This is a genomic window from Nakamurella flavida (assembly GCF_030811475.1).
Taxonomy (GTDB): Bacteria; Actinomycetota; Actinomycetes; order Mycobacteriales; family Nakamurellaceae; genus Nakamurella; species Nakamurella flavida.
Window position 1 is genome coordinate 124678 of record NZ_JAUSQV010000001.1, and the last position, 21159, is coordinate 145836.

16 protein-coding genes and 1 tRNA gene are annotated in these 21159 nt (G+C 69.9%); 9 read left to right on the top strand and 8 right to left on the bottom strand.

Annotated features, from left to right (window positions below):
- Positions 1–134: 134 nt before the first annotated feature.
- Positions 135–3746 carry a MobF family relaxase gene (gene mobF, locus J2S58_RS00595; protein WP_240188279.1) on the top strand — a complete coding sequence of 1204 codons (3612 nt, stop codon included), beginning with the start codon at positions 135–137 and terminating at the stop codon, positions 3744–3746.
- Positions 3747–3892: 146 nt separating this feature from the next.
- Positions 3893–6481 (top strand): AAA family ATPase, encoded by a 2589-nt coding sequence (locus J2S58_RS00600; RefSeq protein ID WP_205255071.1) that lies wholly within the window; start codon positions 3893–3895, stop codon positions 6479–6481.
- Positions 6482–6515: 34 nt separating this feature from the next.
- On the opposite strand, the gene dprA is transcribed toward J2S58_RS00600, so the two are convergent.
- Positions 6516–7514 carry a DNA-processing protein DprA gene (gene dprA / locus J2S58_RS00605; protein ID WP_205255072.1) on the bottom strand — a complete coding sequence of 333 codons (999 nt, stop codon included), beginning with the start codon at positions 7512–7514 and terminating at the stop codon, positions 6516–6518.
- 196 nt (positions 7515–7710) lie between these two features.
- On the opposite strand from dprA, the gene J2S58_RS00610 reads away from it, so the two are divergent.
- Positions 7711–8082: a sulfate permease gene (locus J2S58_RS00610; RefSeq protein ID WP_205255073.1), complete on the top strand. Its 372-nt coding sequence runs from the start codon at positions 7711–7713 to the stop codon at positions 8080–8082.
- A gap of 2 nt (positions 8083–8084) precedes the next feature.
- Here J2S58_RS00610 and J2S58_RS00615 read toward each other — a convergent pair whose 3' ends face one another.
- The 7 genes from J2S58_RS00615 to J2S58_RS00645 all read right to left on the bottom strand — a co-directional run bounded on the left by J2S58_RS00615 (position 8085) and on the right by J2S58_RS00645 (position 14167).
- The gene (locus tag J2S58_RS00615) at positions 8085–8432 is read right to left on the bottom strand and encodes a helix-turn-helix domain-containing protein (RefSeq protein WP_205255074.1); all 348 of its coding nucleotides are present in this window, start codon (positions 8430–8432) and stop codon (positions 8085–8087) included.
- Between the two features lie 170 nt (positions 8433–8602).
- A complete protein-coding gene (locus tag J2S58_RS00620; RefSeq protein WP_205255075.1) occupies positions 8603–9694 on the bottom strand; it encodes a PP2C family protein-serine/threonine phosphatase in 1092 nt (363 codons plus the stop codon).
- Positions 9695–10033: 339 nt separating this feature from the next.
- Positions 10034–10447 carry a hypothetical protein gene (locus J2S58_RS00625; RefSeq protein WP_205255076.1) on the bottom strand — a complete coding sequence of 138 codons (414 nt, stop codon included), beginning with the start codon at positions 10445–10447 and terminating at the stop codon, positions 10034–10036.
- A gap of 102 nt (positions 10448–10549) precedes the next feature.
- Positions 10550–11455 carry a tyrosinase family protein gene (locus J2S58_RS00630; protein ID WP_205255077.1) on the bottom strand — a complete coding sequence of 302 codons (906 nt, stop codon included), beginning with the start codon at positions 11453–11455 and terminating at the stop codon, positions 10550–10552.
- Positions 11456–12264: 809 nt separating this feature from the next.
- Positions 12265–12339: transfer RNA gene (locus tag J2S58_RS00635), tRNA-Arg, on the bottom strand.
- Between the two features lie 72 nt (positions 12340–12411).
- Positions 12412–13212, bottom strand: a complete 801-nt coding sequence (locus J2S58_RS00640) for a DUF305 domain-containing protein (protein ID WP_205255078.1) — start codon at positions 13210–13212, stop codon at positions 12412–12414.
- Position 13213: 1 nt separating this feature from the next.
- Complete coding sequence (locus J2S58_RS00645; protein WP_240188248.1) at positions 13214–14167, bottom strand: DUF3105 domain-containing protein; 954 nt, start codon at positions 14165–14167, stop codon at positions 13214–13216.
- A gap of 210 nt (positions 14168–14377) precedes the next feature.
- Here J2S58_RS00645 and argS point away from each other — a divergent pair, with 210 nt between their 5' ends.
- The 6 genes from argS (at position 14378) to thrB (ending at position 21112) form a co-directional block, all read left to right on the top strand.
- Positions 14378–16030 carry an arginine--tRNA ligase gene (gene argS / locus J2S58_RS00650; protein ID WP_205255079.1) on the top strand — a complete coding sequence of 551 codons (1653 nt, stop codon included), beginning with the start codon at positions 14378–14380 and terminating at the stop codon, positions 16028–16030.
- 4 nt (positions 16031–16034) lie between these two features.
- Positions 16035–17465 (top strand): diaminopimelate decarboxylase, encoded by a 1431-nt coding sequence (gene lysA, locus J2S58_RS00655; protein ID WP_205255080.1) that lies wholly within the window; start codon positions 16035–16037, stop codon positions 17463–17465.
- Entirely contained in the window at positions 17462–17695 is a 234-nt protein-coding gene (locus J2S58_RS00660) for a hypothetical protein (RefSeq protein ID WP_205255081.1), read from the top strand. Before lysA ends, J2S58_RS00660 begins: the two co-directional genes overlap by 4 nt.
- Entirely contained in the window at positions 17692–19008 is a 1317-nt protein-coding gene (locus tag J2S58_RS00665) for a homoserine dehydrogenase (protein WP_205255082.1), read from the top strand. The genes J2S58_RS00660 and J2S58_RS00665 overlap by 4 nt, the downstream gene beginning before the upstream one ends.
- Positions 19005–20063: a threonine synthase gene (thrC, locus tag J2S58_RS00670; RefSeq protein ID WP_205255083.1), complete on the top strand. Its 1059-nt coding sequence runs from the start codon at positions 19005–19007 to the stop codon at positions 20061–20063. Before J2S58_RS00665 ends, thrC begins: the two co-directional genes overlap by 4 nt.
- A gap of 101 nt (positions 20064–20164) precedes the next feature.
- Complete coding sequence (gene thrB, locus J2S58_RS00675; protein ID WP_205255084.1) at positions 20165–21112, top strand: homoserine kinase; 948 nt, start codon at positions 20165–20167, stop codon at positions 21110–21112.
- Positions 21113–21159 lie beyond the last annotated feature (47 nt).

Sequence of the window (21159 nt, forward strand, 5' to 3'; positions counted from 1 at the left end):
TCGTCCGTCTCCGGCCTGAGCTCCGACCGCCATCCGAGGCCACACGCCTCTTGCAGATCGAGGTTGACCGGGCTCACCGCGGCTGAGATCACCGAGTGTGGGTGCTCACCTGCTCGCCAGGAGCGGAGGTGAGCATGACGATTTCGATGCGTGTGATGTCGGCGGGTGGCGGCTACAAGTACCTGCTCAAGACGGTCGCGGCTGCCGACGGGAACAGGCCACTATCCACGCCGCTCACTCGCTACTACATGGAAGAAGGAACCCCGCCTGGTCGCTGGCTCGGGGCGGGCGTGGCGGCCCTGGGCAAGGGCGAGATTCAGGTGGGCGACCGAGTGTCAGAACATCAGCTCCAGCTACTGATGGGGAGTGGCCACGATCCGATTACCGACGAGCCGCTCGGTCGAGCGTTCCCGACCTACAAGAGCCAGGAGGACCGGATCGAGGCGCGGATCGCCGGCCTCGATCCGATGATGACCCCTGGCGCCAAGGGCGAGGCCGTCGCGCAGATCGTCGTCGAGGAGTCTGCCCGGAGCACACGGCGTACGGTGGCGGGCTTCGACTTCACCTTCTCGATCCCGAAGTCCGCGTCAGTGCTGTGGGCCGTCGCCGATGCCGGGGTCCAAACGCTGATCGCGGAGGCGCATCATCAAGCGATTGCGGAGGTGGTTGCGTTCATGGAACGCGAGGTTGCAGCGACACGCACGGGCGCAACCGCCGGGGACGGCGCGGTTGCGCAGGTCGATGTCACCGGGCTCATCGCGACCGCGTTCGATCATTTCGACTCCCGCGCCGGCGACCCCCACCTCCACACGCACGTCGTCATCAGCAACAAGGCCAGGACCGTCCTCGATGGGAAGTGGCGCTCGCTCGACGGCAGACCGATGCACGCCGCCGTCGTCGGGCTCTCCGAACTACACGAAGCCGCGTTCGCCGACCACATGACGCGCACCTTCGGCGTTTCCTGGGAGGCGCGCGAGATGGGTCGGGACCGGAATCCGGCGTGGGCGATCACCGGAGTGCCCGAGGAACTGGTCGCCGAGTTCTCTACCCGCGCTCGTCACATCGACGCCGAGACCGACCGTCTCATCGCTGAGTACGTCGCAGTGCGCGGAAGGCGACCGACACCAGCAGCGATCATAAAACTCCGAGCCCAAGCGACGCTTGCCACCCGGCCTGAGAAGCAGGTCCGATCCTTGGCAGCCCTCACCTCCAAGTGGCGGGAGCGCGCCACGAAGACCCTCGGACGGGACGCGACGACGTGGGCGCGCGAAGTCACCGACAACGGAAAGCCGTTGCTGCTGCGCGCGGACGACCTGCCGCTCGACGTGATCGGCGAACTCGGGCGCTCGGTCGTCGAGGTGGTCGGTGAGAAGCGCTCGACCTGGCGGCGATGGAATCTCATGGCCGAGGCATCCCGGCATACGATGGGCTGGCGGTTCGCCACCATGCAGGACCGGGAAGCTATCGTCGCGATGGTCGCCGACGCAGCCGAACTCGTCTCGCTCCGGCTGACACCACCTGAACTCGCGGCCTCGCCGGTCGTGTTCCGCCGGCCTGACGGCACCTCAGTGTTCCGTCCGAAGAGCTCGACCGTGTTCACCTCCGAGTCCCAGCTCACGGCCGAGGACAGACTCCTCGAACGAGCAGCGAACCTGGCCGGTCCGACGGTGCAGCTCGCGAGGGTCGAAAAGATCACGCGCAGACCCGACGCGGATGGTCGGATGCTCGGCGACGACCAAGCCGATGCCTTGACCCGCATCGCGGTGTCGGGGCGGGTGCTCGACGTGCTGGTCGGTCCCGCCGGGGCGGGCAAAACCACCGCGATGAACGCGCTCCGCCGCGCCTGGGAAGCCGAGCACGGCTCCGGTTCCGTCGTCGGGCTCGCCCCGTCAGCGGTCGCCGCGCAAGTCCTCGCGGACGATCTCGGGATCGAGACTGAGAACACGGCGAAGTGGTGGCAGAACCACCTCATCCACGGCACCACGTTCGAGGCGGGCCAGCTCGTCATCATCGACGAAGCCTCCCTCGCTGGCACCCCGTCACTGGACCGCCTCACCCACCTCGCCCAGGACGCGGGCGCGAAGGTGCTTCTAGTCGGCGACTACGCCCAACTGCAATCCGTGGACGCCGGCGGGGCGTTCGCGCTGATCGCCCGAGACCGGACCGACACCGCCGAACTGGTCGACGTTCACCGCTTCACCCACGCCTGGGAGAAGACCGCCTCACTTGAACTGCGTCACGGGCGCACGACGGCCATCGACAGCTACCTCGCCCACCAGCGCATCACCGACGGCGACGCCGAGTCCTCGACCGACGCCGCCTACAACGCTTGGCGCGCCGACCGCGACGCCGGGCTCGTCTCTGTGCTGATCGCCGAAACCCACGAAGACGTGACCATGCTGAACAGTCGCGCCCGCGCCGACCTGATCCTCAACAAGACGCTGACCCCCGACCGCGAAGTCGAGCTGCGCGACGGCACCACTGCAGGCGTCGGCGACACCATCATCACCCGACGCAACAACCGGAACCTGCGCACCCTGGCCGGGCGGGACTGGGTGCGCAACGGCGACATCTGGACCATCACCGCAGTCGGCGACGACGGAACCATGACTATCGCGCGCGACTACGGGACTGGCACCATTGTTCGTGTCGACGGAACCATCACGGCTCGCAGGCGTGGGCGCGGGTTCGGCGGCAGCATCGTCCTCCCAGCCGCGTACGTGTCCGAGCATGTCGATCTCGGCTACGCAGTCACCGCCTACCGCGCGCAAGGCATCACGACCGACACCGCGCACGTACTGGTCGAACCGACCTCGACGAGGGAGACCTTCTACGTCGCGATGACACGAGGGCGGCACTCCAACCACGCCTACGTGACGCTCGACCGCGTCGACGACCATGCCCAGCCACACCCTGGCGACGACCCGCATGCCACCGCGCGGAGCGTTCTCTACGGCGTTCTCCAGCACAGCGGCGCCGAACTTTCGGCGCACGAGACGATCGTCGCCGAGCAAGAGCAGTGGCGCTCGATCGCCCAGCTCGCCGCCGAGTACGAGACCATCGCTGCCGCAGCCCAACACGACCGGTGGGCCACCCTCGTGCGCGGCTCCGGGCTCACCGACGAACAGGCCGAGAGCGCCATCGAGTCCGAGGCGTTCGGCCCGCTCACGGCCGAACTCCGCCGGGCCGAAGCGAACCACCACAACATCGAAGCGCTGCTGCCGCGCCTGGTCGCTGCGCGTGGATTTGGTGACGCCGACGACATCGCCGCCGTCCTCCACTACCGCGTCGAGCGTGCGACCGCCCGGCCCGCAGGATCCGGCAGGACTCGCAAGCCACCGCGACTCATCGCCGGCCTCATCTCGCAGGCGCATGGAGTCATCGACGCAGAGATGCGGGAGGCCCTCGACGAGCGAGAGGAACTGATCGAGGCCCGCGCCGACGCCGCACTCGAAGCTGCACTCACCGAGAACGCACCGTGGACGAAGGCTCTTGGAGCGGAGCCAGACGACCGACGACGAGCCGTGGCCTGGCGTAAGGCCGCCCGCGTGGTCGCCGCCTACCGCGACCGCTACCGCGTCACCGACGATGCACCCCTCGGCGCCCCACCCGAGTCTGCGGCCCAGAAGATCGACGCCGCGCGGGCGCGTACAGCCCTGGACAGAACGCTGAACCTCGCTCGCGTCGAACAAGATCAAGAACACTCCCGACACTCTCGGACCCAGCGAACGGGGCCGTCGCTGTGAGCCAGAACGAGCTTCGGAGCGCCGCGGCCCGCTGTGTCGTCCAGCCCGACCCCCGACTCCTCAGGCATGATGGACAGCACCATGACAGTTCGAGCTGGATCGGCGACACGTATCTCCTGACACCGTTCGCCAGGACGGAGGCAGACGTGGCCGCTGAAGAGGTCCCGGTCAACTTGGGAGGCGCGACGCCCCGACGCTTGCTCGTGGATTGGGCGAACGGGCAGGACGCATGGGTGCGTCAGATCACTGCCGAAACGATCCTCTCTCGCCAGGCGCCGAGCGATGCCCTGCTGGACGCTGCCTACACCACCTTCCTTGCGGAGAAGGGGCTTGGCGATGGTGAGGCCCCGGAAGTTCCGAAGCTTGAACTCGTCGCCACGGATGCGGCGGAAGAGGAGACTCTTGAACTCGTCAGTCTGGCAAGCATCGAAGGCGTCAATGCGCTCGCCGCTGACCAAGAACTTGGCTTCGACCCGGAATTGACCGTGCTCTTTGGGCAGAACGGATCGGGGAAGACGGGGTATGCACGAATACTGAAGCGCATCTCGGCTGTTCGGACCGCTGAAGACATCCTGCCGAACGCGCACACCGCCTATCTCGACAGCCCGCCGTCGCCCAGCGCCACCATCCAGTACCGACTGTCTGGCACAAACTCCTCGGTGATGTGGAAGGACAAATCCGGCCTTGCGCCTTTCACCCGCATCAGCGTCTTCGACGCGAGCGCAGTCTCGTTGCACGTTGACAGCGATCTGGGTTACGTCTACACGCCGGCCGAACTCGCACTGTTTGGTCACGTCGCTGCCGGGCTACAAGGCATTCAGCTGCGGATCGCAACCGAGGTCAAGGCCTTGGCGCCGGGGAGCAACCCGCTGTTGTCGAGGTTCACGCGAGGTACGAAGGTATATCCCGTGATCGAGACCCTGGGTGCCACCACAGACCTCGCGGAGCTTGACGCACTGGCAACGCTGCCTGACGGTGCCGAGGCCGACCGCGAACGTCTCGAAGGTGAGATCGCGGCACTCCGTTCCAACTCGCTCGACGCGATTCTCTCCAGTACACAGGAGACGGTACGTCACCTCAATAGGCTGCACGGCGTGCTTACAACGGCGATGAACTTCGATGCGGTCGTCTACGAGAAGGCCCGGGTGAAACTCCAGGAAGCGGAAGGTCGAAGGACAGAAGCGCGAGAGCAACTCTTCAGTCAGGATGAGCTGCCAGGCCCCGCAGATGGGGAATGGCAGGAGTTCATCGTTGCGGGAGACTCGTACCGCCAACACCTTGACCGCGAGCACTATCCAACTGCCGGAGACAAGTGTCTCTACTGCATGCAGGAGCTCAGCCCGACGGCCTTGAACCTGCTGACTCGCTATCGCACGTTCCTCGATGAAACGCTTGTCCGTCAGGTCGCGGACGCAAACACCGAGGTGCGCAACTCCAGCCTCAGGTTCGACGAAGCCGAGCTCACCCGCGCGAACGAGTTCGCCACAGAACAGCGGGATGGTGAAGACCCACCGGTATGGGCGAGCCAAGCATGTGACGTGCTCGCGGCGGCCCGAGCCGCAGCTCAGGACACCGCGAATGGGAAGCCCGTGACCGCAGGCACCCTCCGAGAGAGCGCAGAAGCAGTGGCCTCCAAAGTCGGAGCCGAACTGGCGACTGCACGGGCCGCCGTTCAGCAGATGTCGGAGGACAAAGCAAATGCGGCAAGCGCGCTCACCGGAAAGCAGAAGGAGCTTTCAGAACTCACGGCACGAATTGAATTGAACCGGAACATCGCCGCAGCCCGCGAGTACGTCCGACGTGCGCGAAGAGCGCAACAACTTGACAAGCTCTCACGGGTCATTTCAAGCGGCGCGTCAAAGCAACTCACGGTCCAGTCCAAGCTTGCCAGTGAAGACCTCGTGAACAAGAACTTCGAGACGCTGTTCGCCGAGGAGTGCGCTCGTCTTCGAGCGCCTCAGGTCGCACTTCGATTTCAAGGGCGCAGCGGACAGGCGCAACGCAAGAAGGCGGTCGCCTCCTACAAGCCCTCTGCGGTGCTCTCGGAAGGTGAGCAGAAGGTGTTGGCGCTGGCCGACTTTCTTGCCGAGAGTCGGATGCGAGGGACCAAAGCACCTCTGATCTTCGATGACCCGGTCACAAGTCTCGACTACCGCAGACTTGATGAGGTTGCTGCACGCATCCAGAATCTTGCCGAGACACATCAGGTCGTTGTCTTGACCCACAACATCATGTTCGCGTCAGCGCTGATGGCGGCCAGGCAGAACAAGAAGCTCAGGACGAAAATCTACGAGGTGCGGGACGGCGGAGAGGCCAAGGGAATCCTGGCCCCGGACGTCGAGCCGAGGCTCGATACGCCAGCCGATCTGGCCAAGCGGATCAACGTCAAGCTTCAAGAGATGACGAGTGCCGAGCCCGTGGTTCAGGATGCACTCATCAAAGAGACCTACGACCTCATTCGCGCCTGGTGCGAAGCTTTCGTCGAGCAGGAGCTCCTACAGAACGTCACACAGCGGTACCGCAAGAACATCATGATGACCCGCCTGTCGAAGATCGACAGCTCTCGGCTCGATGCTGCCATCGCAGTCATTGAACCTCTCTTCGATCGTGCTTGCGAGCGAATGACCGGACACTCTCACGCCGCCGAGTACATGAGCACCAAGCCGACTGTGAGCGAAGTGCAGGAAGACTGGGAGAAGGCGAAAGCAGCGCGCTCGGCATACACCGCCACCTGAGCGGCGGATCGGCGTGGAAGCGGCTCGCAGGCGGCTACAGGGCGCGGGCGTTCATCGACTCCGTGGCTGCTGAGGGTCGCCCTGAATCGCGGGATGCCGCAGAAGCCCGGATTGCGCTTGCGCTGTCACGTCCGCGTGGAGAGAGAAGGTCCGCGGCATCCGTGACTAGTGAAGCGCCATCTCGCAGGAGTTGGTGTGGCCCGGCGCTCGTTGCGCTGGTCACGGGGCCGGGAACAGCTCCGACGGTGCGGCCGAGCTCGTGCGCACGCCTGGCGACGGTCATTGATCCCGAGCGGACGCCGGCCTCAACCACGACGGTTGCTGCGGAGAGCGCAGCCATGAGCCGCGCCCGAGCAATGAAGCGGTGGCGTGTCGGAAATGCGCGCGGTGGAACCTCGCTGACCAGGAGGCCGAGGTCGGCCACTCGTTCAAGTAGTTCGCGGTGACCCATCGGGTAGGGGCGATCAACGCCGTTCGCCATGACCGCGATCGTGTCGCCGCCTGACGCGAGGGCCGCTTGATGGGCCGCCCCTTCGATGCCGTACGCACCGCCGGCCACGATGACCCGTTCAGCGTTGGCGAGGTCGGAGGCAAGCTGCCCGGCTACATGGTCGCCGTAGGAGGTCGAAGCCCTCGCTCCGGTGATCGTGACCAAGTCGCTGAGTGGTCGCGCGAGGAACGATGTCGCGCCGCGGGTCCACAGGACGTACGGTCGCCGGTCGCCAAGATCGTCGAGTGCAGAGGGCCACTCCTTATCGCCGGGGATCAGCGTGCCGACACCGGCGCGCTCGGCTGCGACGATGTTCTGCTCAAGTGTCCAAGCGTCTGAGCGCTTGAACTGGGCACGCCACACCTGAGCGTCAACGGCGCTGACGCCCGGCATCGCCTCATCACTCTCGGCGAGCCGAAGCAGCTGAACCACGCCCAGTTCGCCAAGGAGGCGACCTGTCACGGCGTCGTCTGGTTCGACGATCATCGACAGCACCATCCGTGCTGTGCGCTCGTCCTGGACTACGTGGCTCAGGTTCGTCATCGTCGGGTCCTCTCACTCCTACAGAGAGGTGCGCGCGGCGACGCGGAAGCCGAAGGGTTCCATGAACGCCGACCCCCGCGTACAGTGGACGGTGAGGCAGGTTCTCCTCATATTGCGGGTCCTCCGGGACGGCCTTCGGGCACTCACACACGTTCTGCCTCCTCGACGGAGTAACACGTGTGACGAGAGGCCTGTCATGTTCCGCCTTATCTGGACGCTCAGCGTTCGCACCCGCGACTACCTGCACCGCTACATGCCGAGCAACCGACTGCTCGCTGCCATCCGCACCCGGCGCGGACTCAAGTGGGGGATACCCGCGATGCTGGTCGCGCTCCCGTACATCCTGATCGCCAGCATCTGCTCTGGCTCAGCAGCCGACGGCGGCCCAGGCTGGCTCCACCTCATCGTGCTGTGGGCATGCTGGAACGCGCTCAAGTTCATCCTCATGGGACCCGTGAGCGTCGCTCTGCTCATCCGTACGCGCCTGCGCGAGGCTGCGGTCCGTCGTCACCAGCGCCACGACTCGCGCGTCGAGCCGAGCCTGCGTGAGCCAGCCCTTCGTGTCTAGGCTCAACCGCCCACGGCAGTGGATGCCGTGATGCGAGAACCGCAGCGCCCGCCAGGCCGGATCACGACGCCGTGCGAAGCGAGCGCTCGCCGGACCGCCTGAGGCCCCGCCCCGACCTTCATGCCGACCTCTACCAGCGTCAACCCGCTGAGGTAGAGGTCGGCTGCTTCGTGGATGCGGGAAGGATCGAACCGCCCCCGACGGATGGCGACCTCTCGCCGGGTGAGGTGCGTGGCGACCGTGCGGCGGTTCACTCCGAAGCGGGATGCCAACTCGACGAGCGTTGCTCCCTCGCGATATTGCGCCACCAGATCGTCGACCTGCTCTGGGCGAAGGAGGGTTTGAGCCATCCCAAGTGATCGCACCACTCGACCCCTGGAGTCGGTAACGGTAGGCTCGGAGGAGCGCTGGTCGTGGTTGTAGAAGCCCCGTGACCTGCGCAAAGACAAGGTTTTCAGGTGTGGGCAGGGGTTCTCAAACTCTCTACGGAGGTCCACCAGCACCGTGTCGGCCGTACGGTTCAACGGCGTCGCAGCACCAGCACCGTGACGTCTGCGGCGCTCCCGCGCCGGCGGGCCAGGGCCCGGACCCGGTCCAGCACGTCGTGCGCACGGTCGGCCCCGCGGACCAGCGTCTCCACGTGGCCCAGGCTCGCCAGGGTGCCGTCGTAGAGACCGAGCAGTCCCTCGGTGAACACGACGAGCGAGTCCCCCGGAGCCAGTCGCCTCGTCCAGGACGTCCAGCTGGGGCGGTCGCCGATGCCGAGCGGCAACGCATGGGTGGCCAGGTGCTCCGTCGTCCCGTCGGCCCGGGCCAGCAGGGCCAGCCCGTGGCCGGCGTCGGCAACGCTGATCTCGCCGTCGGTGGTCAGGCGTCCGGCGATGAGGGTCGCGAACGTCGAGGTGGCGGCCAGATCGGCGGCCACCACGTCGGCGGCGGAGGCCAGGGTCGCGGCGGGGTCGTCCCGGTCCGGGGTGCCGTGCGCGCGCAGCGCACCGCGCAGTCCGGCGGCGACGACCGCGGTGGCGGCCGGCGACCCCATCACGTCCACGACCGACCACCCCACGGCGGTCGGTGTGCCGGCATCGCGGGCGGGATACCAGTCGAAGAACCCCGCACCCTGTCCGCCGGCCAGCACGGATGCGGCCGCGAGGTCGTAGCCCGGGAGCGACGGAGCGCACCGGGGAAGGAGGTCGGCGTGCACCCGGGTGGCGGCCGATCGGCTCGCTGCGCGGCCGATCTCCTGTTCCACCCACCCCGCGATCTCGTCGAGGAGCAGCAGATGGGCATCACTGAGGAGGCGGATCCGGGTGTCGCGCAGCGACAGCACGCCGACCGGGCGCCCGTCGTCGTCGAGCAGGCGGCGGCCGGCGAAGAAGCGCACCGACGATGCACCGACCACCGAGCGGTGACGGGCGAAGCGGGGATCGGCGCGGGCGTCGGGCACCAGCACCACCGCCGCGCTGTCCAGGGTGGCCCGCTGGAACACGTCGTGGTCGACCGGGCCACCGGTACGCCCGCGGGGGCTGTGCAGGGCGATGGACACCATCGGGACGTCGAACACGCGCCGGGCCAGGCGGGTCAACCGATCGAGCTCGTCGTCCGGGGTCACCGCATCGGTCGGACCCGCTGAGGCGGAACGGAGCGGGGAGCGGCTCCCGTCGGCCACTCCCCGGGGTGCCGACGGACCCGACGGACCCGACCGCGCCGGTCGTCCCGGCCGCCCGCCGTCGACGAGCGTCAGCGGCCGGGCCGCAGTTCCCTCCAGCGACATGCTCATCCCCTCGTGCTCGACGACATGCCCGACGGAGTCGAACGCACAGTAGTCAGATCGCTACTCTAGGCGAACGTCAGAACGCGTCAAGGAGGTGGAGGCGGACGGGGAGGACGTCACCCGACCGTGTCGTCAGGGCACCGGTGCGGCGAGGGGACGACCCTCGGGGCCGCCGGGTCAGAGGATGATCAGCTGCGCGGTCTGTGCGTCGAGCAGTGCCTTGAGCAGCTGGGTCGGATCGGAGTAGAGCTGGAACGGCAGTGCGTGCGAGTGGAACTGGGTGGCACTCCACCGTTCGAGGTGCACCTTCGTCCGACCGTCCACGGTGGCCATGGCCATCGAGTCCGACACGTCGATGTCGACCTTCTTGCCGCGATGGACGAAGGACTTCCGGACGGTTCCGGGGCCCATCGCGGAGTGGTCCATGCCCGACATGCCGGCCATGCCCGAGCTGTCGGCCCCGGCCGGTGCGACCGGGTCGACCGTGGACGGGGAGGTCGCACTGGCCGACTGCACCAGGGTCTCGGAGCCGAGCAGGGTCAGGGCGGCGACGGCTCCGCCGCCGGTCAGGAACAGTCGACGACTGGCCATGGTGATCTCTCCTCGGGAACGGGCGGTGACGGCAGGGGACGAACGGGGACGGCGCGCGCCGGGGACCATCTGTCCCGGGCGCCGGTCACGCAGGACACGCGGTCACGCGTAGCGGTAGCCCAGGCGGGCGAAGTCGCCGATGTCCTGGACGGACGCCGGCGTGGTGTCCGTCGTCAGCAGGCCCTGCATCGCATCGGTGGCCCGGATGCCCACCGGGCCGTCCGCACCGGGCAGGTAGGGCCGTCGCGGGGAGGCGGCGTTCTGCCACTGCCACCACAGCCGGTCCACGTTCGCGTGGTGCAACCAGAACGTCGGGTCGTTCGGGGAGGTGCCGGCCGTCATGTCGCCACCGATGTAGCGGTGCACCTGGTTGTGCATCCGCGGGCCGGACGTCCAGCCCTCCATCCGACCGCGGAAGCTGTTGGTGATCGAGTTGTACGGCGCGACGTCGTAGGTGGTGTACGACAGGGTGTCGGCCAGCTGCGCCTCGTTGGGGAGCGTGGTCACCGCGCTCTGCGGGTCCCGGCCCATCCGGCGGATGATGCCCGGCGTCGACCGGAGCGAGAACCCGGTGGTCGTGTAGTTGTAGAGGACGGCCTTCCAGTCCTTGAACGGGCCGGTCGTCACCCGGTCGCCGTTGGCGGGATCACCGTCCGGACCCCAGTAGTTCGCGGTCCACAGGACCGACTTCTTCGGGTTGCCACCGTTCAGCGTGGTGGCGGTCTCCCACTTCCAGTACGGCAACCCGGTGATGGTGGGATCGACCTTCATCAGCGCCGTCTCGAACTCCCAGGCGAAGGCCCGGTGCCACGGCAGGAAGATCGGGCTGTTGTGGGCGGCGTTGCTGTACGAGCCGGCCGGGACGACGATCATCATCGCGCGCATGTGGCGCTTGATGAACTCGTCGTACTGACCGGAGGTCTTCAGGACGTTGATCGCCGTGGTGATGCGCTGAACCTGGGCCAGGGGGAGGTTGAGCAGGTTCGGGCGTACTCGCAGCGTGGCCATCGTGTCCGTTCTCTGGTGGGTCGGCAGGTCGGTCCGTGTCCGACGGCCGGTGACCGTCGGGCCGGGCGGGGCGACGGGCGCCCCGTCTCCGGAGGCCGCCCCCGACGACGACGGTGTTCCCCGGGGCGGCGCCGATCGGGAAGCACGTCCGGCGGAGCCGGCCGGGTGAGCGGCGGACCCAGTATCGACCGGCCCCCCGGACGTGTAAAGCGGTCCACCGATGGGGTGGCACCCCGGGGGCGCCCGTGCCCTCGGTGATCCTCGGTGCACACGGAAGGACGACAGGAGCACCGCATCCGGGGTCCGGAGGCCGGTCGGTACCACCCGGACGCCATGGGCGGCACAGCCGGACCGCACCGGTGGCCCCGACCGGCCGCGGCCGAGCGGGTCATTCTCACCGGCGACCCGACGTGGCCGCACTGCGCGGTCCGACTCCGTCGTCCCGGTGGGCCTGGACAGCCGTTGTCCGGCAACCGATCTCGCTGTCGACCCCGGACGGGGTCGGGCCCCCGGGCCACCGGGTCCGGGACGGTAGGGATGCGCCGGACAGGCCCGTCGCCGCGCCCGGCCCCGGATGTCCCGGTCGGTGCGGTGGCGGCCTCCGGGGGTCGTCCGAGCGCACCGGAGACCTGGTGCGGGAGCGTCGCTCCCGTCACGAGGACATGGCGGGGAGCACACCGGTGACCTGCATCACCGACGGTCGTCCGGGCCGCGCGGGCGGCCGTGGCAGAGCCCGGGGTGAGAGACGACTCAGGCCGTACCGAGGAGATCGGTACGGCCTGAGGTCTGGCGCGCTGTGCGGCACCGTGTGGTGCCCCCGGCAGGATTCGAACCTGCGCACCCGCCTCCGGAGGGCGGTGCTCTATCCCCTGAGCTACGGGGGCGCGGGTTGCAACACTACCGCACCCCCGACGCCCGATCCGCCAGGCGGGGGCACCCGCGGGACCGTCGCACGGTCAGGGTGCCGGGAGGGGGGAGGCGCCGCGCTGCGCCAACATCTGCGTCATCACGGCGATCTCGCTGGTCTGGGCCTGGAGCATCTGCGCGGCGAAGTTCCGGACCACCGGAGAGGAGGCGTGGGCGGCGCCGTCCTCCATCATCGCGGCACCACCCTGGTGGTGCCGGATCATCAGCTGCAGGAACATCACGTCGGACGCCTCGCCCCGCAGGGATTGCAGGGTCGCCATCTCGGCCGCGGTGGCCATGCCCGGCATCGGCGCCGACGGGTCCGTCGGGACGAAGGTGCCCATGTCCATCCCCGCGTGACTCCCGCTCGTCATCCATCCCATGGCCGGCTCGCCGGTCACCTGCGGCAGCTGCCAGAGGGCCAGCCAGCCCTGCATCTGGCCGATCTGGGCGGTCTGGGTGGCGTCGATGTCGTAGGCCATGACGGCGATCTCGTCGTCGGTGGTGTGCTGCTCGGCGTAGTAGGCCATCAACGTGCCCTGCGTGTGGTGGACGATCATGTCGCGGGAGAAGCCGGCGTCGACCGAATCGGTGGACGGCACCGCGATACCGCCCGCCGGGGCCGCCGAGGAACCCCGCAGCGCCATCCCCGCGGTCGCCCCGACGAGCAGCAGGGACAGCGCGATCACGGCGAGCACCAGCGCCGTCCGGGTCTGCCCCCAGCCGGCGAGGACCGACCGACCGGACGGCCCGTCACCGGGTCGTCCGACCGCTCCCGGCGTGCCGTCGGCGTCCGGGTCGATCATCGCGGAGGGTTCCGTGGATTCGGTCGACGTGCGGGCCTCGGCCATCTCAGGATCCGGAGGTCGCCGGAGCCGACTCGGTGGCGGCCGGGCTCTGCGCGCCGCTGGTCGGGTCGGTGGCCGGGCTGGTGGGCGCCGCGGTCGGGGTGGCGGCGTCGGTGGCCGCGGGCTCGTCGGTGGCCGTGGTTAGACCGGCACCGTCCATCGGCACGGCATCGGCGTCACGGGGCGAACCGTCGAACGCCGGGGGGTTGGCGGTGTCGAAGGACGGCTGCGAGCAGGTCGCGCCGATCTCGGGGTACGTGTACGGGTTCAGGCGCAGCGCGGTGATGAACTGCTTGACCCGCTCGTCCGACGCGGAGTCGACCTTGAGCTGATGTCCCCAGGACTGCAGCGAGACGGGGGTGTCCAGGTTCGGGTACGGGGACAGGGTGATGTACGTCTGCCCCTCGACCAGGCCCTTGAGGACATCGAGATCACCGGCGGCGATGGTGTCCGGGTTGTAGGTGATCCAGACCGCACCGTGCTCCATGGTGTGGACCATGTTCTCGTCGCGCACGGGGACGGCGTAGACGACGCCGTTGCAGGCGGCCCAGATCGCGTCGTGCGGTCCGCCGACCGGGGGGAAGCGGTCGTAGGCGACCCGCTGGGTCGGGGAGACGTGCAGGGCGGCCTTGTAGTCGGTGTACGACAGGGCGCCGTTCTCGTCCGTGGTGGAGGCGCCGACGAAGATCCCCTGGATCGCCGTGGACGGGTCCTTGTTCTCCGCCGTCGGGATGAACGGCTGGACCGCGGCGGTGGCCGCCTCGTTCTCCCGGTTCTTGGACAGCACCACGGTGAAGATCCCCGCGGCGAGGCCGACGATGACCACGACCGCGATGATCGTCAGCCAGGGCAGGCCCTGGCGCTTCGAGATCAGCGGGCTGGAGGAGGAACGACGCTTCTTGGCGGACTTGCCGCTGGCCATCATGAAAGGAGCACCCTCGTCGGTCGGATCGGTCATTCGGTTCGGACACTGCGCGTCCCGGGCCCGCGCCGGAGGCGGGATCACCCGTCACCGTGGGACACGAGAACGGCGCTCACCTGCGCGGATGCGCGCCGAACGTGGAGTGTACGGGCCGAATCGGTGGTCAGGATGTGAGCGCGGGGCGTCGATCCGGGGCTCCGGCGGCCGGTGGTCGGCGGGAGCCCGGGCCTTTCCTAGACTGGTCGGGTGAATCCCGCCCAACTTCTCGAGGCCCTGCGGGCTGCGCTCGTCGCGGCCGTCGACGCCGGCGACCTGCAGGCCGACGCCACCGTCGAGATCGTGGTGGACCGGCCCCGTAACCGCGACCACGGCGACTACGCCACCCCCCTGGCCCTGAAGCTGGCCAAGTCCTCCGGTCGCCCGCCGCGGGAGATCGCCGCCGTGCTGGCGCGACGGTTGGAGAGCACCCCGGGCATCGCCCGCACCGACATCGCCGGCCCCGGGTTCCTGAACATCACCCTGGACGTGTCGGCCGCCGGTGCGCTCGTCGGGGAGATCGTCCGGGCCGGCGCTGCCTACGGGTCCGGCACGGCCATGGCCGGGCGATCGGTCAACCTGGAGTTCGTCTCGGCCAACCCCACCGGCCCGGTGCACATCGGCGGGGCCCGCTGGGCCGCCGTGGGCGACGCGCTGGGGCGGGTGCTGACCGCCCAGGGCGCGACCGTCACCCGCGAGTACTACTTCAACGACGCCGGCGCCCAGATCGACCGGTTCGGCCGGTCCCTGGTCGCCGCCGCGCGGGGGGAGGACGCCCCGGAGGACGGGTACGCCGGCGAGTACATCACCGAGATCGCCGCGGCCATCACCGCCGAACACCCCGAGGCCCCGGGGCTGCCGGACGACGAGGCGCTGGCGCTGTACCGGCGGGCCGGGGTGGACCGGATGTTCGCCGGGATCAAGGCCACGCTGCACGAGTTCCGCACCGATTTCGACGTCTACTTCCACGAGGACTCGCTGCACGCCAGCGGCGCCGTCACCGCGGCGGTGGCCCGGCTCACCGACTCCGGGCATCTCTACGCGAAGGACGGCGCCTGGTGGCTGCGGTCCACCGAGTACGGCGACGACAAGGACCGGGTGGTCGTCAAGAGCGACGGCGACCCGGCCTACATCGCCGGCGACCTCGCCTACTTCCTGGACAAGCGCTCACGGGGCTTCGACCTGTGCATCTACATGCTCGGCGCCGACCACCACGGGTACATCGCCCGGCTCAAGGCCGCGGCCGCGGCCTTCGGTGACGATCCGGCCGTCGTCGAGGTGCTCATCGGCCAGCTGGTCAACCTGGTCCGCGACGGTCAGCCGCTGCGGATGTCCAAGCGGGCCGGCACCGTCATCACCCTCGACGACCTGATCGACGCCCTCGGGGTGGATGCCGCCCGCTACTCCCTGATCCGGTACTCGGTGGACACCACGCTGGACCTGGACCTGGATCTGTGGACCCGGCAGACCAGCGACAACCCGGTCTTCTACGTCCAGTACGCGCACGCCCGGCTCTGCTCGCTGGCCCGCAGCGCTGCCGATCTCGGGATCGAGCTGGGGGACTGCTACGACCCGGCCCTGCTGGACACGGCCCGGGAGTCCGAGCTCATCGCCCTGCTCGCGGCGTATCCCCAGGTGCTCCGGTCCGCCGCCGATCTGCGCGAACCGCACCGGGTCTCCCGTTACCTGGAGGACCTGGCGTCGGGCTACCACAAGTTCTACGACTCCGTCCGGGTGCTGCCGATGGGCGACGCCGACCCGGACGACTCCACGGTGGCCCGGCTCTGGCTGTGCCGGGCGACCCGCCGGGTGCTGGCCAACGGGCTGGCCGTGCTGGGTGTCAGCGCCCCGGAACGGATGTGACGGCGTGAGGGCCCATCCCGCCGGACCCCGCTCGGGGGAGATGCACGCCGATCGTCCCGCCGACGGCGCTCCCGCCGACCTCTCGACCCTGCACCCCGCCGTCTGGCCGCGGAACGCCACCCGCAACGCCGACGGTGCGCTCACCCTGGCCGGCAACGACGTCCGCGACCTCGCCGCGGAGCACGGCACCCCGCTGATGGCCCTGGACGAGGCCGACTTCCGGTCACGGTGCCGGGACTTCGCCGACGCCTTCGGGCGCGCCGACGCCGTGCACTACGCGGGCAAGGCCTTCCTGTGCGGCGAGGTGGTCCGCTGGCTGGCCGACGAGGGACTGTCCCTGGACGTGTGCACCGGCGGGGAGCTGGCCCTCGCGCTCCGCGCCGGCTTCCCGGCCGAGCGGATCGCCCTGCACGGTTCCAACAAGTCCGCCGCCGAGCTGGCGGCGGCGACGCAGGCCGGCATCGGCGGCATCGTGGTCGATTCGTTCGACGAGATCGGCCGTCTGGCCGCGCTCGCCGAGGAGCGGGAGCGCCCCGGCGCCCACCGGCACGGCGAACCGATCCCCGTGCTGATCCGGGTCACCGTCGGCGTGGAGGCGCACACCCACGAGTTCATCGCCACCGCCCACGAGGACCAGAAGTTCGGCTTCTCGCTGAGTTCCGGCGACGCGGCGGAGGCCGTCCGTCGGATCGTGGCGTGCGGCGGCCTGCGCCTCATCGGGCTGCACTCGCACATCGGGTCGCAGATCTTCGACCCGGCGGGCTTCGAGGTGGCGGCCCACCGGGTGGTCGGCCTGCTCCGCCGCGTGCTCGAGGACCACCCCGAGCTGACGGACACGCTGACCGTGCTCGACCTCGGCGGCGGTCTGGGCATCGCCTACACCCCGGCCGACGACCCGCCCGCGGTCGACGCGATGGCGAAGTCGTTGCAGGACATCGTGAGTCGGGAGTGCCAGCTCGCCGGGCTGGTCGTGCCCTCGGTGGTCGTCGAACCGGGCCGGGCCATCGCCGGGCCCGGCACGGTCACCGTCTACGAGGTCGGGACCATCAAGGAGGTCGTGCTCGACGGCGGCCTGGTCCGCCGGTACGTCTCGGTGGACGGCGGCATGAGCGACAACATCCGCACCGCGCTGTACGACGCCGACTACACCGTCACGCTGGCCTCCCGCTCCTCCGACGCCCCGCCGGCCCTGAGTCGGGTGGTCGGCAAGCACTGCGAGAGCGGGGACATCGTCGTCCGCGACTGCTACCTTCCTGCCGACCTCGCGGTGGGGGACCTGCTCGCGGTCGCCGCGACCGGTGCCTACTGCTACGCCATGGCCAGCAGCTACAACCGCGTGCCCCGGCCGCCGGTGGTCGCGGTGGCCGACGGACGGTCCAGAACCGTGCTGCGCCGTGAGACCGACCTCGACCTGATGCTCCTGGAGACCTGGTGACCACACCCCCCGGCGGCCCCGTGCCCGCCCGCAAGCAGCCCTCCCTCGTCCCCGGGGTGGTGCTGCTGGCGCTGGCCGGCGTCCTCATCGTGGTCGTGCTCGTCAAGCCCGACATGCCCGACTGGCTGCGGACGTCCATCGCCGTGCTCGCCGTCGTGGTGGTCATCGCCCTGCTGCTGTTCTCCTTCCGCCTCTTCCGGCTGACCACCCGACGCGGGAGCGGGGGGTGAGTCGCGGACCCGCCCTGCGGGTCGCGCTGCTGGGTGCCGGGGTGGTCGGATCGCAGGTGGCCCGGCTGCTGACCGAGAACGGCGACGAGTTCGCCGCCCGCATCGGCGCCCCCCTGGAGCTGGTGGGCGTGGCCGTGCGGCGGCCGGCCCGGCATCCGGAGGTGCCGGCCCACCTGTTGACCACGGACGTCGCCGGGCTGGTCGCCCGGGACGACGTCGACGTGGTCGTCGAGGTGATCGGCGGGATCGATCCGACCCGGGAGCTGCTGCTGACCGCGTTGCGTCGCGGAGCGTCCGTGGTCACCGCCAACAAGGCCCTGCTCGCCGAGCACGGCCCGGAGCTGTACGAGGCGGCCGACGCCGCCGGGGCCGACCTCTACTTCGAGGCCGCGGTGGCCGGGGCCATCCCGCTCATCCGCCCACTGCGCGAATCCCTCGCCGGTGACCGGATCACCCGGGTGATGGGCATCGTCAACGGCACCACCAACTTCATCCTGTCGGCGATGACGGCCGACGGCGTCGGGTACGCCGAGGCGCTGGCCGAGGCCACCCGGCTGGGCTTCGCCGAGGCCGACCCGACCGCCGACGTGGACGGTTTCGACGCCGCCGCCAAGGCCGCGATCCTGGCCTCCATCGCCTTCCACACCCGTGTCGGCGCGTCCGATGTGTACCGCGAGGGCATCGCCGAGGTGTCCGCAGCCGACATCCGGGCCGCCCGCCGGATCGGCTGCACCATCAAGCTTCTCGCCATCTGCGAGCGCCTCACCGACGACGACGGCGGTGAGGCCGTCTCCGCCCGGGTGCACCCGGTGATGCTGCCGGACGCCCACCCGCTGGCCGGGGTCGACGGGGCCTACAACGCCGTGTACGTCGAGGCGGAATCGGCCGGTCGGCTGATGTTCTACGGCCCTGGAGCCGGCGGCGCCCCGACCGCTTCCGCGGTGCTCGGCGACCTCGTCGCGGTGGGTCGCAACCGGCTCGCCGGCGGCCGTGGACCGCGTGAGTCGGCCGCGGCGGATCTGCCCGCCCGGTCGATGGAGTCGGTGTCCAGCCGGTTCCACATCAGCCTGGACGTCGACGACCGATCCGGTGTGCTGGCCGCGGTGGCCGGTGCGTTCGCCGAGGCGGGCGTGTCGATCTCGACCGTCCGGCAGGAGGGCCGGGACACCGGTGGGGGAGAGGGTGCCGCGCTCGTCGTGGTCACCCACGCCGCTCCCGACACGGTCCTCTCCGACACCGTCGCGCGGTTGTCCGAACTGGAGTACGTCCACCGGGTGACCTCGGTGATGCGAGTGATGGGAGACCTGCGGTGAACGCCTGGCCCGGCTTGATCGAAGCCTTCGCCGACCGGGTGGCCGTCCCGCCCGGTGCCCGGGTGATCACCCTGCAGGAGGGGAACACCCCGCTGCTGCCGGCCCCGGCGCTGTCCGACCGGGTCGGTGCGCAGGTGTACCTGAAGATCGAGGGCGCCAACCCCACCGGATCCTTCAAGGACCGCGGCATGACGGTGGCCGTCACCCACGCGCTGGCCAGCGGGGCGAGGGCGGTCATCTGCGCCTCCACCGGCAACACCTCCGCGTCGGCGGCGGCGTACGCGGCCCGGGCTGGGATGACCAGTGCCGTGCTGGTGCCGCAGGGCAAGATCGCCAGCGGGAAGCTGGCCCAGGCCGTGGCCTACGGCGCCCGGATCCTGCAGGTGCAGGGCAACTTCGACGACTGCCTGGAGCTGGCCCGCAAGACCGCGGCCGCCCACGAGGAGATCGCCCTGGTCAACTCGGTCAACCCGGTCCGCATCGAGGGGCAGAAGACGGCGGCGTTCGAGATCTGCGACGCCCTCGGCCGCGCCCCGGACGTGCACTGCCTGCCCGTGGGCAACGCGGGCAACATCACCGCCTACTGGAAGGGCTACTCCGAGTACCACGCGGACGGCGTCGTCGACGCGCTGCCCCGGATGTTCGGCTTCCAGGCCGCCGGTGCCGCCCCCCTCGTCCTGGGCCACCCCGTCCTGCACCCGGACACCATCGCCACCGCCATCCGGATCGGTGCGCCCGCGTCCTGGGCCGGTGCCATCACCGCCCGGGACTCCTCGCACGGGCTGATCGACGCGGTCACCGACGAGCAGATCCTGGACGCCTACCGGCTGCTCGCCTCGTCCGAGGGCGTCTTCGTCGAGCCGGCGTCCGCCGCGTCGGTGGCCGGACTGCTGGCCACCGCGGCCGACGGTCGCCTGCCGTCCGACGCCCTGGTGGTCTGCACGGTCACCGGGCACGGCCTGAAGGACCCGGACATCGCCCTGCGCGCGATGACCGAACCGGTCGTCGTCCCCGTCGCCGCCGAGGCGGTCGCCGGGGCCCTGGACCTGCGGTGACCGTTCCGGCTGCGACCGATCCCGAAGGCGCACCGGCGGCGTCCTGGGAACCGGGGGCCCGGCGGTCGGCGCCGTCCCCGGACGACGGGGGATGGGTCGAGGTGCGCGTACCAGCGACCTCGGCCAATCTCGGGCCCGGGTTCGACAGTTTCGGGCTCGCTCTGGAGATCTTCGACCGGGTCCGTGCCCGACGGGCCGGCGCGACCCTGCTCGTCGACGTCGTCGGCGTGGGAGCCGACGAGGTCCCCCGCGACGCCTCGCACCTCGTCGTCACCGCGATGGCGCGGGCGTTCGCCGCCGCGGGGGAAGAGTTGCCCGCCGGCCTGCAGGTGCGGTGCGAGAACCGCATCCCGCACGGTGGCGGGCTCGGCTCGTCCGCCGCGGCCATCGTCGCCGGCCTGCTGCTCGGTCGTGCCCTGCTCGCCGGTGGCCCCGACCTGCTGTCCGACGCCGCCGTCCTCACCCTGGCGAGCGGGATGGAGGGACACCCGGACAACGTCGCCCCCGCCCTGGTCGGCGGATTCACCGTCTCCTTCCCGCAGCCGGCGCCTTCGACGTCCTCCGGGGGCTCGGCGACGTCGCAAGCGGGACCCGACGGCGCGGTGGGGGTGATCCGCCGTGACGTGCACCCCGATGTCCGGATCCTGGTCTTCACCGCCGACCAGGCGAGTTCCACCCACGCGACCCGGGGCCTGCTCCCGGCGTCGGTGCCGCACGCGGACGCCGCCGCGAATGCCGCTGCGGCCGGTCTGCTGGCCCTGGCCCTCACCGTCGAGCCGCGGTATCTGCTCCGGGCCACCGTCGACCGGCTCCATCAGCCCTACCGCGCGCCGGCCATGCCGGCCACCGCCGCACTGGTCGCCGATCTCCGCGCCGCCGGTCTGGCCGCCGTGGTGTCCGGAGCAGGGCCGTCGGTGATCGCCCTGACCACCCAGGACGTCGACCCGGCGCGGTGGGAGCGGCCGGGGTTCACCGTCCAGCAGGTTCCGGTCTGCCGTTCCGGAGCCGAGACCACCGGCGCCGGAGACGGGACGACGTCGGCCGGATGACCGCAGCGTGATCGACCCCCGGGCGTGCCCGGGGCGTCGGTCCGGAT